Annotated in this window: 18 protein-coding genes; 8 read left to right on the top strand and 10 right to left on the bottom strand. The window is 41.3% G+C overall.

Annotation, left to right across the window (positions count from 1 at the left end; genetic code table 11):
* Window positions 1-121 precede the first annotated feature (121 nt).
* Window positions 122-814: a FadR/GntR family transcriptional regulator gene (locus tag QQK00_RS13225; protein WP_284218051.1), complete on the top strand. Its 693-nt coding sequence runs from the start codon at window positions 122-124 to the stop codon at window positions 812-814.
* A 26-nt stretch (window positions 815-840) separates the two neighbouring features.
* On the opposite strand, the gene QQK00_RS13220 is transcribed toward QQK00_RS13225, so the two are convergent.
* The gene (locus QQK00_RS13220) at window positions 841-1287 is read right to left on the bottom strand and encodes a MarR family winged helix-turn-helix transcriptional regulator (protein WP_284218050.1); all 447 of its coding nucleotides are present in this window, start codon (window positions 1285-1287) and stop codon (window positions 841-843) included.
* Window positions 1288-1504: 217 nt separating this feature from the next.
* Here QQK00_RS13220 and hppD point away from each other — a divergent pair, with 217 nt between their 5' ends.
* From hppD to QQK00_RS13205, 3 genes are read left to right on the top strand one after another with little or no spacing between them, the layout of a single operon-like run.
* The gene (gene hppD, locus QQK00_RS13215; protein WP_284218049.1) at window positions 1505-2620 is read left to right on the top strand and encodes a 4-hydroxyphenylpyruvate dioxygenase; all 1116 of its coding nucleotides are present in this window, start codon (window positions 1505-1507) and stop codon (window positions 2618-2620) included.
* Window positions 2620-3162 carry a VOC family protein gene (locus QQK00_RS13210; protein WP_284218323.1) on the top strand — a complete coding sequence of 181 codons (543 nt, stop codon included), beginning with the start codon at window positions 2620-2622 and terminating at the stop codon, window positions 3160-3162. The genes hppD and QQK00_RS13210 overlap by 1 nt, the downstream gene beginning before the upstream one ends.
* Window positions 3159-4166 carry a fumarylacetoacetate hydrolase family protein gene (locus tag QQK00_RS13205; protein WP_284218048.1) on the top strand — a complete coding sequence of 336 codons (1008 nt, stop codon included), beginning with the start codon at window positions 3159-3161 and terminating at the stop codon, window positions 4164-4166. The genes QQK00_RS13210 and QQK00_RS13205 overlap by 4 nt, the downstream gene beginning before the upstream one ends.
* A 12-nt stretch (window positions 4167-4178) precedes the next feature.
* Here the strand turns inward: QQK00_RS13205 and QQK00_RS13200 are convergent, their stop codons facing one another.
* Both QQK00_RS13200 and QQK00_RS13195 read right to left on the bottom strand, forming a co-directional pair.
* Window positions 4179-4778: a LysE family translocator gene (locus QQK00_RS13200; RefSeq protein ID WP_284218047.1), complete on the bottom strand. Its 600-nt coding sequence runs from the start codon at window positions 4776-4778 to the stop codon at window positions 4179-4181.
* Between the two features lie 49 nt (window positions 4779-4827).
* Window positions 4828-5727: a LysR family transcriptional regulator ArgP gene (locus QQK00_RS13195; protein ID WP_284218046.1), complete on the bottom strand. Its 900-nt coding sequence runs from the start codon at window positions 5725-5727 to the stop codon at window positions 4828-4830.
* 134 nt (window positions 5728-5861) lie between these two features.
* On the opposite strand from QQK00_RS13195, the gene QQK00_RS13190 reads away from it, so the two are divergent.
* Window positions 5862-6464 (top strand): LysE/ArgO family amino acid transporter, encoded by a 603-nt coding sequence (locus tag QQK00_RS13190; protein ID WP_284218045.1) that lies wholly within the window; start codon window positions 5862-5864, stop codon window positions 6462-6464.
* A 27-nt stretch (window positions 6465-6491) separates the two neighbouring features.
* Here QQK00_RS13190 and QQK00_RS13185 read toward each other — a convergent pair whose 3' ends face one another.
* The 4 genes from QQK00_RS13185 to QQK00_RS13170 all read right to left on the bottom strand — a co-directional run bounded on the left by QQK00_RS13185 (window position 6492) and on the right by QQK00_RS13170 (window position 10440).
* The gene (locus tag QQK00_RS13185; RefSeq protein WP_284218044.1) at window positions 6492-7283 is read right to left on the bottom strand and encodes a nitrate- and nitrite sensing domain-containing protein; all 792 of its coding nucleotides are present in this window, start codon (window positions 7281-7283) and stop codon (window positions 6492-6494) included.
* A complete protein-coding gene (locus QQK00_RS13180) occupies window positions 7280-8422 on the bottom strand; it encodes a methyl-accepting chemotaxis protein (protein WP_284218043.1) in 1143 nt (380 codons plus the stop codon). Before QQK00_RS13180 ends, QQK00_RS13185 begins: the two co-directional genes overlap by 4 nt.
* Before the next feature lie 178 nt (window positions 8423-8600).
* Window positions 8601-9821: an acyltransferase family protein gene (locus tag QQK00_RS13175; RefSeq protein ID WP_284218042.1), complete on the bottom strand. Its 1221-nt coding sequence runs from the start codon at window positions 9819-9821 to the stop codon at window positions 8601-8603.
* A 19-nt stretch (window positions 9822-9840) separates the two neighbouring features.
* Window positions 9841-10440, bottom strand: a complete 600-nt coding sequence (locus tag QQK00_RS13170) for a CIA30 family protein (protein ID WP_284218041.1) — start codon at window positions 10438-10440, stop codon at window positions 9841-9843.
* Between the two features lie 177 nt (window positions 10441-10617).
* Between QQK00_RS13170 and QQK00_RS13165 the strand changes: the two genes are divergently transcribed.
* From QQK00_RS13165 to QQK00_RS13155, 3 genes are all read left to right on the top strand, one after another.
* Window positions 10618-12234: an RNA polymerase sigma factor gene (locus QQK00_RS13165; protein ID WP_284218040.1), complete on the top strand. Its 1617-nt coding sequence runs from the start codon at window positions 10618-10620 to the stop codon at window positions 12232-12234.
* Between the two features lie 72 nt (window positions 12235-12306).
* A complete protein-coding gene (locus tag QQK00_RS13160; RefSeq protein WP_284218039.1) occupies window positions 12307-13206 on the top strand; it encodes a LysR substrate-binding domain-containing protein in 900 nt (299 codons plus the stop codon).
* Between the two features lie 197 nt (window positions 13207-13403).
* Window positions 13404-13664, top strand: coding sequence for a hypothetical protein (locus QQK00_RS13155; RefSeq protein WP_284218038.1), 261 nt, complete (start codon window positions 13404-13406; stop codon window positions 13662-13664).
* 8 nt (window positions 13665-13672) lie between these two features.
* On the opposite strand, the gene QQK00_RS13150 is transcribed toward QQK00_RS13155, so the two are convergent.
* The 3 genes from QQK00_RS13150 to QQK00_RS13140 form a co-directional block, all read right to left on the bottom strand.
* Window positions 13673-14560: a DNA ligase gene (locus tag QQK00_RS13150; protein WP_284218037.1), complete on the bottom strand. Its 888-nt coding sequence runs from the start codon at window positions 14558-14560 to the stop codon at window positions 13673-13675.
* A gap of 77 nt (window positions 14561-14637) precedes the next feature.
* Entirely contained in the window at window positions 14638-15060 is a 423-nt protein-coding gene (locus QQK00_RS13145) for a GlcG/HbpS family heme-binding protein (protein ID WP_284218036.1), read from the bottom strand.
* 150 nt (window positions 15061-15210) lie between these two features.
* A complete protein-coding gene (locus QQK00_RS13140) occupies window positions 15211-15747 on the bottom strand; it encodes an NADPH-dependent FMN reductase (RefSeq protein WP_284218035.1) in 537 nt (178 codons plus the stop codon).
* Window positions 15748-15758 lie beyond the last annotated feature (11 nt).

The following is a 15758-nucleotide window of genomic DNA, read 5'->3' as shown; positions in this document are numbered from 1 at the left end:
GCAAAAAAGATATGAAATTATCCCAAAGTAACTTATCATACAAGACATATAGAATTTATCTTATAAGTCGTATTAACAACTCGGCAAACGTTTTTTTCGCCTTTGATCAGCAGTAGAAGATATGAAACTTCCGCACAATCTCACCCAACAACTCACGCATACACTTGGCCTTGCCATAATAAATGGACAATATGCCGTCGGCAAGGGTATGCCATCGGAAGCTGAGATTTGTGAGCAATTTGAAGTAAGCCGCAGCTCAACAAGAGAAGCTGTTAAAATGTTATCTGCAAAAGGCTTAATATCTTCTCGGCCCAAACAAGGTATTCGCGTCCTACCCGAAACTAACTGGAATATGTTCGATACAGATGTACTCTCTTGGATATTAAAAAGTAAGCCATCGTTATCGCTCTTAAAAGAATTTGTGCAAGTACGTTTAGCAATGGAACCTGTTGCGGCTGAATTGGCTTCACAACACGCTACTCCAAGCCAATTGCATAGTATTGAAGCAGCGCTTAACCGCATTGAAGATGCCGAAAACGGCCTTGACGACGCACTAGATTCAGAGATTGCTTTTCACAGTGCAATACTTGAAGCAAGTGGAAACAGATTCTTCATTCAGCTAAAGGATTTTATTAATACAGCATTGCGTGTAGGTACTCGATACCAAAATTATATCTATGAAAATCAACATGATATGGTTAATGCACACGAACAAATATTCAATAACATTAAATCTGGTAACGCTGTTAAAGCAAAAGAAGTGACCACTGATTTTCTAGAGAAAATTTTGGGCAGAGTTGAATCAAAGCTGTAAACATCTTGGATACCTTGCTCAACTAACTAAAGGCTTATCGATTCTGCATGCTGACTCAGTCTATCTATCAAACTGCTTAATACTTCTTGTTCTTGCTGCGATAACGAGGCCAAAAATTTACGTTCGTATTCTAGAGACAAAGGCACAATCTCTTCATAAACTTCATATCCCGTATTAGAAAGAACCAACTCAGAACGACGTTTGTCGTCTTCAGAAATATTCCGGCACAATAGCTTTCGCTTAAGTAATTTGCTTATGGCACGGCTTATTAGCGATTTTTCGATATGCGTTTTGAGTGATACTTCATCCGCAGATATACCGGGATATTCTCCCAACACTGCCATTATTCGCCATTCAGTGATAGAAATAGCAAATTTATCTTTGTATGTCTTAGCGACAGTTTCGCTGATTTTATTGGATAAAAGAGACAAACGGTAAGGTAAATAACGCTCAAGCGTTAACAAAGGCTCCATCATATTTCCTGTTTATTACTTGTTCAACTGAAGGGGTTAAATTGCATTGAGCTCGTTCATCCATACGTCGGATTGAATATACAGCACATCTTGAAGGCTACCTTTTCTTGACATTAGTTGCAATAGCAACTATTTTAGTTGTAATTACAACTATTAAGCACAACGAATTAACTATTCTTTCGTTTGATGACTCTCACGAAAGCGCGAGGTCTCAAAAATGCCTGATTTATTTGAAAACCCCATTGGCTTAGACGGATTTGAGTTTGTTGAATTTACTGCCCCCAAAAAAGGTATTCTAGAACCCATATTCCAAACAATGGGGTTTTCAAAAGTAGCGATTCATCGTTCTAAAAATGTGTGCTTGTGGCGTCAAGGCGATATCAATTTTATAACCAACTATGAGAAATTCAGCCCCGCGTATTATTATGCAGAAGAACACGGCGCCTCTGCTTGCGGTATGGCCTTTAGAGTCAAGGACGCGCAATTTGCATACAACGAAGTGCTAAATCGCGGTGCACAAGCTATAGATATTCAAACCGGTCCCATGGAATTGCGCTTGCCGGCAATAAAAGGCATAGGGGGGGCGACATTATATTTAATTGACCGCTATAAAGAAGGCGAAACCATCTACGATATCGACTTTCATTGGCTAGACGGTGTCGAAAAACATCCTGAAGGTTGTGGATTCCACACACTCGACCATCTTACCCATAACGTTTATAGAGGTCGCATGGACTACTGGGCAGGCTTTTACAAAAAGCTGTTTAACTTCAGAGAAATCCGCTATTTCGACATAAAAGGGGAATATACCGGTTTACTATCTAAGGCAATGACAGCCCCAGATGGAAAAATTCGTATTCCACTAAATGAAGAAGCTCGCGGCGGTGGCGGGCAAATTGAAGAATTTTTAATGCAATATAATGGCGAAGGCATTCAACATATCGCGTTCGCTTGCGACAATATACTTGAATGCTGGGATAGACTTAAAACTGCGGGTATGAAATTTATGACCGCACCACCAGACACTTATTACAAAATGTTAGAGGAACGCCTACCAGGCCATGGTGAGCCAACGGACGAATTGCAATCACGCGGCATACTGCTAGACGGAAGCACTGACAAAGGCGAAGTACGCCTACTTTTACAAATTTTCTCTGAAACCATGTTAGGCCCAGTCTTTTTTGAGTTCATTCAACGAAAAGAAGACCAAGGATTTGGCGAAGGTAATTTCAAGGCACTGTTTGAATCAATAGAGCGTGACCAATTAGCCCGCGGTTCGATAGAAACCACAGATATCGACAGTGGCGCTAAGAACCCAAAGGAAACGGTGTGATGAAACTTTCTGGGATTCATCATGTGGCGTACAGGTGTAAAGACGCCAAAACAACTGTGGACTTTTATCAAACTATGCTCAACATGGAGTTTCAACTCGCGATTGCTGAAGACAAGGTACCGTCTACAAATGCACCAGATCCTTATATACACGTGTTTTTAGATGCTGGGAACGACAATGTCTTAGCATTTTTTGAACTGCCAAACTCACCCGAAATGGGTCATGACGAAAATACACCAGCGTGGGTGCAACATATTGCGTTTAAAGTTGATGCTGTAGAAGACCTAATTGCCACCAAATCAAACTTAGAGAATCATGGCATCGACGTATTAGGTCCCGTCAATCATGGTATTTTTACATCCATCTATTTTTTTGACCCCAATGGGCATCGCATAGAACTTGCGCTAAACATTGGTACGCCTGAGATGATGACGGACCTAAAACACGTTGCATCCGAAATGTTGGAGGAATGGACAGTAACTAAAAAGGCGCCTAAGCACGCAGATTGGTTGCACAAAGCGGTTAAGGAAGCTAAAGCATGAAATTAGCAAGTCTCAAACATGGCCGAGATGGCAAATTAGTCATTGTAAATTCGGCGCTGACTCACATGGTAAGCGCCGAGAATATCGCACCAACACTTCAATATGCACTAGACAACTGGACAGCCGTGGCGAGCAAACTTAACACGCTATTTGATGACTTAGAAGGTGGCAATTGCATAGGCCTGCCATTTGAACAATCGACATGCGCATCACCTTTACCACGAGCCTTTCAATGGGCTGACGGCAGCGCTTATGTAAACCACGTAGAACTTGTCCGAAAAGCCAGAGGTGCAGAAATACCGAAAAGCTTCTGGACAGACCCGTTAATGTATCAAGGCGGATCAGACAGTTTTTTAGGCCCACACGATGATATCCAACTAAGCCAAGACGAAGGCTTTGGAATAGATTTTGAGGCTGAAGTTGCAGTGATTACCGATGATGTGCCAATGGCGGTTTCAGCAGACCAAGCACTAAACCACATTCGCTTGATCATGATTATGAATGATGTGTCGTTGCGGGGCTTAATTCCTGACGAATTGGCCAAGGGTTTTGGCTTCTTCCAATCTAAACCTTCAAGTGCATTTAGTCCTGTCGCTGTGACGCCTAACGAATTGGGTAATCATTGGCAAAACGGCAAGTTACATCTTACATTGCTTTCACATCTAAATGGTAACAAGTTTGGTGAGCCAAATGCCGGCGTGGATATGACATTTGACTTTGGTCAACTCATTGCTCATGCGGCCCGCACTCGTCCCCTTGTCGCGGGCTCGATAATAGGCTCAGGAACGGTGTCAAATAAACTTGATGGCGGACCTGGAAAACCAATATCAGAAGGCGGAGCTGGATACAGTTGCATTGCCGAAACACGTATGATCGAGACAATCAAAACAGGTAAAGCAAGCACACCATTTATGGCTTTTGGTGATCATATTAGTATTGAAATGTTCGACGAAAACCAAAGGTCAATATTCGGTCAAATTAGCCAACGAGTATGTAAAGTATAAGTCTCAAATTATCTAAATGTTTTCAAATAACATTTTGCCCGCAAATCCGATAAGTGACAAACCACCCAAGACATTGGTAATGAGGTGTATGCGGTTCATTTGAAAGCGCTTATTTGCTGAACGCAGTAAAATGGCACAAACAGCAATCCAAAACGCTAAGATTAATATGTGTACTGTCGAGAGCAACAGAAAATTGAGCACTTTACCACCGGCAACTGTGGGTATAACTGTAACGTACAAAACAATTGCTCTCACATTGACCAAATTCAATATAAATGCGTCTTTTACACCACTGACTGCGGATAGAAATTTAGCTTGTGCTCTGTCGCTATTTATACCATTCAGGATAAGCCTCACACCCAAAAATAGTAAAAATGTGATACCAATAAGTTTCATCACAGACATTACAGTATGATGTTTAGTAAGCAACCCTGAGACGCCTATACCTGCAAGCAAGGCGTGAATAGTAATGCCAATACTGGTGCCATAAAGTACAGGGAATATGCCTTTCACCCCTAAGATGGATACATTTGACATCGCCAAGACAAAGCTTGTGCCTGGAGACAAGGCTATCGGTAAAATAATGAAAACAAAACCCAATAAGTCAATCATTTTATCTGCTATTCAATGGTTAAAAGTAAAGGTGCACGATGCACAAAATCTACGTTGCTGACTGCGGCAACACTCGCCTTGAAATAGCGAGGGCATGTTCACGTAATGATTTCAACTGCTCACTCTCAGTTTGCCAATAATGCCAATACAACGACGTATCTAATGTATAATCAGGCCTTAAATCGACCAAAGCACCTGCGCTAATTGCATCATCAATTTGCAAGGTAGGTAATAATCCGTAACCCAAGCCAGCGATACAGGCTTGCTTAAAGCCTTCTGATGAAGGACATAAGTGAATATATTTTGGCGCATGACCACAGTACTTTTGTAAAAATCGATGCTGAAGCTGATCATCTTGGTCAAACACTAAACAAGGCAGCTCATGCAAACCTTTAATACCATTCAGTTGATGCCGATGAATGAAGTTGGGGCTTGCCACAACTTGATACTGTAAATCGCCCAAGTAACGTGAAAGCCCGCCATTAACAGGTTTACTAGAATCGCAAATACAAGCCATTACTTCGCCAGACTTCATTTTATTTAGGCCAACAGATTGGTCAACGATTGAGATATCAAAACTTAACTTTTTTTCACTATCAAAACCCGGAAAAGCCAATGCTTCGGGCAGCCACGTCGCCAGTGAATCCGCATTACTTGCCAATGTAATCGTCAACGGTAGATTATTGTCCGGATCATCTGGCTGAAACCCAACACCAATGGACACTTCAAGTTGTTGAACTTGTTGCAAATGGTTAAGCAATTTTGTGCCCGTTTTAGTGGCTCGTGGAGGTTGACAACGCACAATCACTGGTTCACCCAAAAGGGATTCCAAGCGGTTAATGCGTCTACTCACTGCTGATTGCGTTATATGCAGATGTTTTGCCGCTTTTTCAAAACTGCCATTCTTAATGACAGCGGCCAATGCTTGTAGTAGCCGATAATCTATCATGATTTAAATTCATGTATGCATAAATTTATTCATTGGATTTATATCAATCATCTCTTTATTCTGCAAGCTATCTCTAACCCGCGGTAACCTGATAACACATGGTTAGCTAGCGTCTAATCAAGGAAAAGAATAAAATGACATCACTTTTGTCAGGCGTAATGCTCGGTTTGAGTCTGATCATTGCCATCGGCGCTCAAAATATTTGGGTACTCAGTCAAAGTATGGCGGGTGCGAATCGATGGGCAGCTGCCGGTGTCTGCATTTTTTGTGATGTATGCTTGATTAGTGTTGGTGTCTTTTCAGCTAGCCACATTAATGAAGCAATTCCAGCCCTAGTGCCATTTTTAAAATGGGGCGGAATTTTAATGCTAGGGTATTTAGCCTTGCAGGCTTTTTCCAGAGCGTTGAAAGGTTCTTCTGGTTTGAGTGCAGCGGATACAAATAGACAAACTTGGCAAAAAACCGCATTGACTGCGTTCGCAATTAGCTTACTTAACCCACATGTCTACTTGGATACAGTCATCCTTTTGGGCAATATTGGCGCAATGCAAGATAGTCCATTTTGGTTCGCAACAGGGGCTTGCGTCGCATCAACTCTTTGGTTCAGTTGCTTATCTTTCTTTGCGCCAAAACTTAAGGTCATATTGAGCTCACCTGCACGTTGGCGCTTATTCGACCTATCCATAGGGCTAATACTGTGCGCTATTGCTATTCAATTGTTCTTTATTGAGCAATGAGTGTCGACGTGAAGAGGGCTTGAAATACTACGCACTCAAACTACCTAATTGCTTCTTAAAGCCGTCCATAATTTTATTTAGCGCCTTAGTCGCTAGCTCAAAGTACTGCGTGGCATTTAAGCTTGGCTTTTCTATCAAAATCTGACTCTCAATACACGCTAATAGTGCCTCTATTGGCGGCGCTAACTCTGGCATTGGATTACGCGCAAGAAATTGCTCAAGCTGTTGTTGCAAAAAATGCAGTTTTATTCGCTCGACACTGCTCGAACTGCCAGAAGCCGCAATGCCTGTGCCAATGGCCCGCGCCTGACCGACAGATTCACCGGCATTCAAAAGCAATTGCCATAGAATATTTGCGGGTGTGTCGTCAGAACATTTCATCTCTTGTAAATGATGTTGTTCAGCGCATTCTTCGATAAGATGTAAGAGGTTGCGGATAAAGCTATTGTGCTGGTTAAAATTGTACTCTTTAGTTTTGTCTTCCTTGACGGTTTTAAGACGTAACCAATGGTCGATTTTTCCTATCCAGAATCCATTGGTTTTCACCCAGACAAAATGTTTGTCAATGTTGTTCTGAATTTGTTCGATCTCTGTTTGAAGCTTTGTGATTCTTGGCATTAGCCTCTTGTCTCCGCCGATGTAGCCAGCGGTCAGTCCCCGATGTTGCTGAATCAGAGATAACATTAGCACAAGCTCATGTAGCCACTTAATGCCTTCTTTTTGTTTTTCATGATTGCCTTTTTCATTGCGCATTCCAGATACAACCAAGGCCCCAATCACAAGGATTATGCATAACAAAATGGTGATAAATACGGTCATACTTCTTCCTTGTTTTGTTCGGTAAGTTGATGTAAGTGCGTGGCAACATCGGATGTTTGTTGCGCTCGTTTGACGTTTTCTGTTGCTTTACTTGAAATATCTTCTATTAACATCGATATTTCTCGACATGCACTTGCTTGCTGATCACAAGCAACCGCCACACCAGTAATGTCATCAGATACTTGTTCGGATGAACCCACTAAAGATTGCAGTGTATCGGATACTTCAGTCACTTTCGCAGTGGTACTAGTACTGCCGTCAAGTAGATGCGCTATTTGTGAAGCAACATTGGACATACTTTGCGATATATTCACTGTTTGTTCGGTGATTGCATGTGCAGACTCATGGCTACGCTGTGCTAGATTGCGCACTTCATCGGCAACGACAGCAAAACCTCGACCATGTTCGCCAGCGCGCGCGGCCTCTATTGCGGCATTTAATGCCAATAAGTTTGTTTGCTCTGCCATCTCACGAATGACCTGAGACATAGAATTTACGACATCCATATTGGTTTCTAATTCTTTTAAGCTAGATGCACTTGTGCTTGCTGACTCCGACAGTTTTTGTACCATAAGCTTGGCATTAGATAAGTTTTCATACCCCGCTTGGCAAACATTTTTACTGCTGTCTGCGGCCTCCCTTGTGCTATCTAAACGCCTGAAAACATCCTCAATACTTTGCGTAATTTCAGTAATCGCAGATGCGACAGACATAGTGGCGTCTGATTGAGAACGCGAATGGTCAACGACTAGCTTAGCGTTGCTGGCAAGTTCATTTGATGAAAAGCTCATCTCTGATACGATGGAATCTGACGTATCTATATGACGATGTTTGTTTCTCAAAACGTTTACCACTGGATCTTGCAAAGCATGTAACGGTCCTCTTACCCACTCCCCTATTTGATTGTCATATTCGTTTGTCAGATTTCCTAGATAATCTTGGAATGACATGACATCACGCCGAATGGCATTTAGCACAAATATCGCAAAAGCACTTGCCACACAAAAGATGCCTATGCTCATATGCATTTGCTCAAAAACGGCCGTAGTAAATGCAACAACAATGATACCCAAGAATATGGCCAAACAACCTGAAACGCCTAACCTTTGCAGTGTATTAATAGATACTGGGTTTTTCATGAGTGTTTCACCTCACAAAGATACGCCGCTTTTAAGGTCGTGATTAAAAACAAACAAGTGGAACGAATAGATCGTGTAATAGATGAAGAAAGAGGCATTTTCAAATGTATTTCGAAATATATATACTTATAGTTTACGACCGATTTGCGTAGTTCTTTACTAAAGTATTTAATAGTTTTTAACTATTCACACCTGAAGAATACCTATACTTAAGTATAATTGACGGTTTACGCTTTCCATTTAGAACCTTTCCAATGATGGTTGCTCGAATCAGCACGTCATAAAGTAATATCGAAAAAACAAACGTAATCACGCAGATACACAGCAATTTAAGTGCCCAATGAAAAGCTAACTCAGCGAATATTATTTGTAGGTAAATGACAATCGGTAGATGCACTAAGTACAAGCTATAAGAGGCTTCTGAAATATATTGGATCACCTTGTTTGCTTGATAAAAAAAGCGTCGGCATATACGCATGGCGATCATCACATATGTCCACATCATCATGGCATAACACACCAGGAAAAGTGCTTTAAGCCAATAGTAATGTGGGTGACCGCTTTGCCCTTCATATTCAGACAAACTGACACCAATTATTGTCGAAATGAGGCACAAAAAGCATTTTTGCCAATTTAAACACATAAACTTCCCTAGTAATACGGGGTGTTTTTGCAACACCCAACCCAATGCAAAAAATCCAGCATAAAGAGCGAAAATAGGAAGTTCGGGTATAAGAGATTTATCAGGTGTATCGATATTCCAGCCTCGCATAAACCAAAGGACAGTGCTGGTGCATATCACCAAGCACAACGTGCCCCAAGTTGAGCTGCATAGCCAAGTGACAATAGTTAAGATCAGTTTACGTACATTTTCATAAATATGCTGATCAGTACTTAAAAGACTTTTCAACAGAATCATGGCAAATGTTATGCTCAATAAATAATGCAAAAACCATAAATGCGTCCCGACCAAAAAATCGTTCGGCGCATTAAGTAAGCTATTGACGCCAGCCAATAGCCCCGTCCAGACGTTAACCTCTCCTTGCATACTTTCAGCCCCCATAACCCACCCTGAGGCAAGTAGTGGTCGCAATATCAGCCAAGCGATAACAAATGGGATAGCAATACGGGTTAGCCTAGATTTTATAAAAACAGATACCCCAAGTTGATGCAATTTTAGACCGGTAAAAAAACCCGCCACTAGAAAAAAAAGAGGCATTCGAAACGCATGACTAGTGAACACGAATATCGACACCACGCCACTTGTATTGATATCCATGACCGCCCACCCAATAAAAATTGGCACAAAAGATAAGCTCGCGTGAAACACAATTCCGAGCAATAAAGCAAACGCACGAACCGCATCAAGGTAATAGTGTCGAGTATGTTGAATAGACATAAATAGGTAACGTCACCCTTTAGTAAAAACTAATTTCTTCTATTGCAAACTCATATTTAGTTTGCTTCAAACCAAAGGCCACAATACTCAAACTATTCAAAGCCTTTGTATTTAGTTGCGTTTGCTCGGACCACATACGTTTCATTGACGTAAACGGTATTTTAATGTCATGAAACTCGCCGTCTATTTGCGTTATAACCTGCGCAGAGTGGTAATCGAAATTGCTAACATCGGCACTATTGGCAGATATAGACACGGCCCCACTGTTAATTTGGATACGCAGTTTAATACCTTTGTACATACTCGCATTCACTACTTGCTCCGCCTCATTTAGTAGCAATACCATGCTCGACCAACCTGGTTGACCACGTGGCGGCATTATGTCACCCGACACCTGTATGACGCCTTCACTTAGATGAAAGTCCATCGTTGAATTTCCGCCAACACTGGTATCGCTAACGAATATTCTGGAAGTCCCTAGGCTGGTATTGTCATGTTGCGAAAAATCATCGATTAGAAGTGCTGAAGGAGTACCCTTTGAAATAGATGAAAAAACAAGAAAGCTTGTTAATAAAATGAGTTTGGCGATATAAATGCTATGATTACTTTTGAGATTCATTTTTAAATTACCCTACTTTAGTCAGAAAAATTTGGATTGAAATATGGCTCAACTGGCCATTGCCGGTGCCACATGTATAGGTAAGTGCCTGAATGACCTTAAAAGGTGACAAAAAAATTTGTCACCTTTTAGTGGCTCGAGGCACTTATTCATCATCACTCCAGAGATTTGTAATTTATGAACATTTTTAGAAAGCGGCTAATACATCCTGACGCAAATGATACAAGCCTTGTCATGCATGCCTTAGGCGGAGACAAAACAGCGTTTAGTCAGATAGTCGTGCGCTACCAAAATTTAATATGCTCACTTGCATACGCATCGCTTGGTGATATCAAATACAGCGAAGATATTGCCCAAGAAGTCTTTGTCGAAGCATGGAAAAAACTGGATTCTTTGCAAGACCCAGAGAAGTTAAAAAGCTGGCTTTGTGGCATATTACGCTTCAAAGTCAGTCACCATCGACGTAAGGAGGCCAATCAGCCCCTAAAATCCGCAGAAGAAATATGCGATCAAACGCAAACGTCACTGTCATCTACAGAACTCGAAGGTGACCTGATGAAAGAGCAACGACAGAGCTTACTTTGGCAAGTATTGGATGGCATTGATACTACTTACAGAGAACCATTAGTGCTGTTTTATCGAGAGCAGCAGTCAATTGATACCGTGGCTAAGCAATTGGATCTCACGACAGATACAGTAAAAAAACGCCTATCAAGAGGAAGAAAACTACTTAATCATGCGATGTCATCTCTAATTGAAGAAGGCTTAAAAAATAGTAAGCCAACGGTGGCATTTACAGTGGGTGTGATGGCGGCTATTGGCAGCGTATCCGCCCCCGCAAAGGCTGCATCGGTCAGTGCTACTGCTAGTAAAACGGGCTCAATAGTTGGCTGGACGTCATTAATCACATATTTCGCTGTTTTTTCGGGTGTTATAAGCTCTTATTTTGGTATTAAAGCTAGCTTAACGCAGTCTCGTACACAGCGCGAAAAGAAGTTAGTTATTAAACAAGTAGTACTATTTTTTTTAGTTGCCGGCGTATATGTCGCGAGTATGTTTACTTTAAAACATTCAGCAATCGAGCAACCAGCGCTGTCAGACATTTATACTCTTTTGTCACAGTTGGTTGTTTTTGGCTTTGTATTAAGCTACTCAATATTGGTGGTATGGATGCTGAGGTCGACACGCAAACTTAGAGCACAAGAGCGTATTTTTGAGCCCGACGCATTTTGTGGTGAAAAACATCAAAAAGGAAGCAAAAAACGTGATTTTATAAGTAAATTGGCATTATTTGGTATTCCGTTGATTCACATTCAATTGAGCACGCATGAAGATGGCGATAAACCTGCTTTCGGCTGGATAGCGGGCGGCGCTAAAGCGCATGGTTTGCTTTTTGCGTGGGGTGGAATTGCAATAGCACCTATCAGTGTTGGTATCATATCGACGGGCATTATTAGTATAGGTGCAGTAAGTTTTGGCGTGTTTAGTCTAGGGACCGTAGCCATCGGCATATTAGCATTGGGGTCATCAGCGCTTGCCTATAAAGCCTACTCTTCACTGTCATCACTCGGTTGGGAAAGCGCATTTAGTGGTGGGTTTTCGATTGCTAATGACGCCGCTGTTGGCGCCATTGCTTATGCAGATCACGTAAACAATGAGCAAGCTTCAAACATAGTTAACATCGCTACTTTCCAGCATGTGTATTTATGGGTACTTGCCGCCATGGCAATCTGTATTATTGTACCTGCAGTAATTTATGCAAATCGCGTGAAACACCATTTCGCTAAACCATAGAAAATAATTACGCTATTTACATGAATTTAATTTATGCTTAATTATCAATATTAACGTTTAAATGGTTATCGAGTGCAAACAAAATTACCGCCTGTACACCTGCTTGTCATCTTTGAATCTGCTGCGCGTTTGGGCAGCTTCAAAAATGCAAGTGAAGAACTGTTCATAACGCCATCAGCGGTTAGCCATCAAATTAAATCGCTTGAAAACCACTTAGGCTTTCCAGTCTTTCTAAGAAAGCGTCGTGGCGTTAAACTCAATAGTGCAGGTGCAATGTATTTGCACTATATTCAGAAAGGTATTGCAGCCTTCGAGCAAGGCACCAAAAAGGTCACACAACACTATTCAGCCCCAACGCTAAAAATCTCATGTTTCTCATCATTTGCAACAAATATTCTGATACCACAAATTAGTGAATTTCAAGAGCTGTATCCTGATATCGATATACGTATCGAAACGGGTAGCCAAATGACAGACTTGCGCTACGATGACGTAGATGTCGCTATCCGAATAGGTGCTGGTGATTGGCCAGACCTTGTAACAAAAAAAATAAGCGATGTATTTATCGCAGTCGTTTGCAGTAGGGCCTTCAAGAAAAAATATAATCTCAATAAACCAATCGACGTAGTGTCTACAAAATGCAAGGTGCCACTGATTGATATTACAGCTGTCAGCAATGTCTGGCCAAGATGGGCGAAAGCTGTTGGTGTAACGGGCATATCCACAAAACGAGCCATTACGTTCAATAACTACGACGCGTCTATTCGCGCCGCCGCACAGGGCCTTGGCCTTGCTCAAGCGATGTTTCCAATAGAACAATCAAATGAAGACTTAGGCTTACTAGTGCGCCCTTTCTCAGAAAACATACGGTTTGCTAGTTCAGTCTATGCGGTATACCGCGAAGAGAGTGCTGATAGACACGATATCCAATGTTTTATCGATTGGCTAACTGAGTCGCCACTTTTAAAATAAAAAACAATAGATATCTAAGCCTGTTATATAGGTGAATTTAGTTCATCTATATAGTGAATATTTTCCTTTTGTTCGTGCTCAAAAAGATCGTTAAAGTCTGCTTATAAATTATGCAGTCCATATTTACATGCATATTTTTGCGGGGAATGTTTTCGTTAGCAAAATGTTTTCGCAAACAATATTTAAGGAAAAAGAACATGCTTAAACTCTCTTTTTTAGCTGCGTATCGCATATGTGCTTGTGCGATAGTTACACTGCCAGTGCTAATAAACGTAGTCATCGAACCAAATTTGGTCGCTGCATTTATATATATACCGATGATATGTTTAGCCTTAGCTGGCGCACTTATTTATGTCGATGCGAAGATTGAAAATTTACTCAATTCAAAAATAAAGCTAGCCGCCTTGCCATCTTCAGTAAAAATAGTCTTTACTCGTTACCACAAAGCTTGTTATTAATTTGCTTACTAGCCCTCGTCATGAGCACGAATAAAGCTCGCGTATTTCGGTACACCTCGCTTGGTCAGACCATAATATTTAAACGTAATCTTGCTACCAATTGAGGGGGGATTTGACCTCTGTAAATCACTAAAACCTGAACCTATTTTAAAGTACACTTCTTTGCCCGTTGGAGAAAACCACCTCACGAGCATTGCCCCTAACATCTCTGAATACTTTCCATTTCCTTGATAATGTTTGACGACAAGCGCCTCACTATCCATATGTGTTTTCAGTTTGACTAAATTTCCGGTTCTTCCACTGCCAAACAATGCGTCTTTTTTATGTAACATCAATCCTTCTGCGCCCGTATCAACATAGTCAGTCAACAGACCATATAGTGAATGATTGGATGCCATTGAAAATTGCTTAACGGCTACTAAATACGGAGAGTCAGTCGCATTAATCAACGATAAGTACGCTAAATACCGCATCTCGAAGATATTTACGTAATCTGGTTTGTCAAACACCATGTAACGTATTTTCTGCCACTCGCTGTCGATTGGCTTATCTTTACTCACCGTAGACATGACGTATTCAAAATTGTTACGTTCAAACCACAATTCGCCATCTAACCACGTATCAGGCCAATTTTCAGTGAACCATGCTGGCGCGTGTATTTCGTGTCCGTGTCGGGTAAACAGCGTGTTGTTTCTCCAAATTGCCCTCACGCCATCGTATTTCTCGCTGACAAGATATTCATTGACATCATGCCCCTTAAATACCTTGGCTAGCTGAACGGTCATCGTTTGCTGGCCGGCAACAGGTGAAATAAAAAACACAGATACAAAAAAAATAGTAAGAAAGTAAATTAACCACTTAGTAATTAACCACTGACTAATGACATAGGGGCGCATAATTGTTCATCCGTAAAAACCTTTGCGTCAGTCTACGTTTTTCATTCTGTGAGTATCAGCTGTACAAATGCCCTGTTTTATCTATTTTCAAGTGCTTCTTTGGCTACCCATTCGTCAAGATCTGATGACGCCCCAGAAACACCCATCGCCCCAATCACTTGCTGCTGATGGTATATAAGTACACCACCAGGCAAAGGAATAAACTGTCCACCCGTTGCACCGTTTATGCTTGTTGCAAACATTTCTGGTAACACACCTGATTTAACTAATTGGTAAAACTGCCGAGTATCAAACCCCATGCCCAAGGCCGCTTGGGCCTTCCCTAACGCAATTTGATAACGTTGAGTACCCACACCGTCTTCACTCGCCATCACTTTGAGATGAGCACCACTATCAAGGACAACAATGGAAAGTGGTGGTAAAGCTTTAGCTCTCGCGAGCTTAAGTGCATTGTTCAATAGCATTTGTGCTTGGATTAAATCAATACCGCGATTATTCATATTCGTCACCTCAATGCTGATTTGCGACAAGTATCACTGCGGACTAAAATGTAAACAATACAGATATAGATACAATAACTGTTAACTTAAAGTATACAACCAAGAAAAAAGGACGAAACACTCAAGCCACTAACGAGCACGGTAGTTACTTTACAAAGTAGATGAATCGAATGCCGCTAAGGTGGTGGCGAGTTTTACTTTCCATTCTTCATCTTTGATTTCCATTTTTGCTAAATCAAACGTTTCATAAAAACTTGGAACAGAAAGCGAAGCAATCACCGTTCCATCATAATGATGTGCACTATTCTTTGCCATCGTAAGCACGGAGTTTGCACCATTTTTACCTGGCGAAGTGGCAAGCATTACAATAGGTTTTTTATCATAGACGCCGCGTTTTTCTCTACTCGCCCAGTCGAATAGGTTTTTATAAGCAGCAGTATAATTGCCATTGTGCTCAGCATACGAAATAAGCAAAGCATCGGCCGCTTCGATGCGTTTTAAGAAGCGTGATGCCGCTTCGGGCACACCGTGCTTTTCTTCTATATCTGCACTATAAATCGGTAGACTGAAATCATTTATATCAAGTATCTCGATTTCATGGCTATCCAAAAATGAGGCGGCGTATTTCAGCAAAGCTCTATTGATTGACTTGGTGCTATTGCTAGCGGCAAACGTAACAATTTTCATATGTGGTAAAC

The sequence above is a fragment of the Agaribacter marinus genome, from assembly GCF_030160655.1.
In the GTDB taxonomy this organism is placed as follows: Bacteria; Pseudomonadota; Gammaproteobacteria; order Enterobacterales; family Alteromonadaceae; genus Glaciecola; species Glaciecola marina.
The sequence above is the reverse complement of the archived record's forward strand: the minus strand, read 5'-3'. Positions and strand labels throughout refer to the sequence as shown.

Excerpts from the sequence above, each read along its gene's own strand:
- QQK00_RS13225 (WP_284218051.1), top strand. The coding sequence starts at position 122 with ATGAAACTTCCGCACAATCTCACCCAACAACTCACGCATACACTTGGC.
- QQK00_RS13220 (WP_284218050.1), bottom strand. The coding sequence starts at position 1,287 with ATGGAGCCTTTGTTAACGCTTGAGCGTTATTTACCTTACCGTTTGTCT.
- hppD (WP_284218049.1), top strand. The coding sequence starts at position 1,505 with ATGCCTGATTTATTTGAAAACCCCATTGGCTTAGACGGATTTGAGTTT.
- QQK00_RS13210 (WP_284218323.1), top strand. The coding sequence starts at position 2,620 with ATGAAACTTTCTGGGATTCATCATGTGGCGTACAGGTGTAAAGACGCC.
- QQK00_RS13205 (WP_284218048.1), top strand. The coding sequence starts at position 3,159 with ATGAAATTAGCAAGTCTCAAACATGGCCGAGATGGCAAATTAGTCATT.
- QQK00_RS13200 (WP_284218047.1), bottom strand. The coding sequence starts at position 4,778 with ATGATTGACTTATTGGGTTTTGTTTTCATTATTTTACCGATAGCCTTG.
- QQK00_RS13195 (WP_284218046.1), bottom strand. The coding sequence starts at position 5,727 with ATGATAGATTATCGGCTACTACAAGCATTGGCCGCTGTCATTAAGAAT.
- QQK00_RS13190 (WP_284218045.1), top strand. The coding sequence starts at position 5,862 with ATGACATCACTTTTGTCAGGCGTAATGCTCGGTTTGAGTCTGATCATT.
- QQK00_RS13185 (WP_284218044.1), bottom strand. The coding sequence starts at position 7,283 with ATGACCGTATTTATCACCATTTTGTTATGCATAATCCTTGTGATTGGG.
- QQK00_RS13180 (WP_284218043.1), bottom strand. The coding sequence starts at position 8,422 with ATGAAAAACCCAGTATCTATTAATACACTGCAAAGGTTAGGCGTTTCA.
- QQK00_RS13175 (WP_284218042.1), bottom strand. The coding sequence starts at position 9,821 with ATGTCTATTCAACATACTCGACACTATTACCTTGATGCGGTTCGTGCG.
- QQK00_RS13170 (WP_284218041.1), bottom strand. The coding sequence starts at position 10,440 with ATGAATCTCAAAAGTAATCATAGCATTTATATCGCCAAACTCATTTTA.
- QQK00_RS13165 (WP_284218040.1), top strand. The coding sequence starts at position 10,618 with ATGAACATTTTTAGAAAGCGGCTAATACATCCTGACGCAAATGATACA.
- QQK00_RS13155 (WP_284218038.1), top strand. The coding sequence starts at position 13,404 with ATGCTTAAACTCTCTTTTTTAGCTGCGTATCGCATATGTGCTTGTGCG.
- QQK00_RS13150 (WP_284218037.1), bottom strand. The coding sequence starts at position 14,560 with ATGCGCCCCTATGTCATTAGTCAGTGGTTAATTACTAAGTGGTTAATT.
- QQK00_RS13145 (WP_284218036.1), bottom strand. The coding sequence starts at position 15,060 with ATGAATAATCGCGGTATTGATTTAATCCAAGCACAAATGCTATTGAAC.
- QQK00_RS13140 (WP_284218035.1), bottom strand. The coding sequence starts at position 15,747 with ATGAAAATTGTTACGTTTGCCGCTAGCAATAGCACCAAGTCAATCAAT.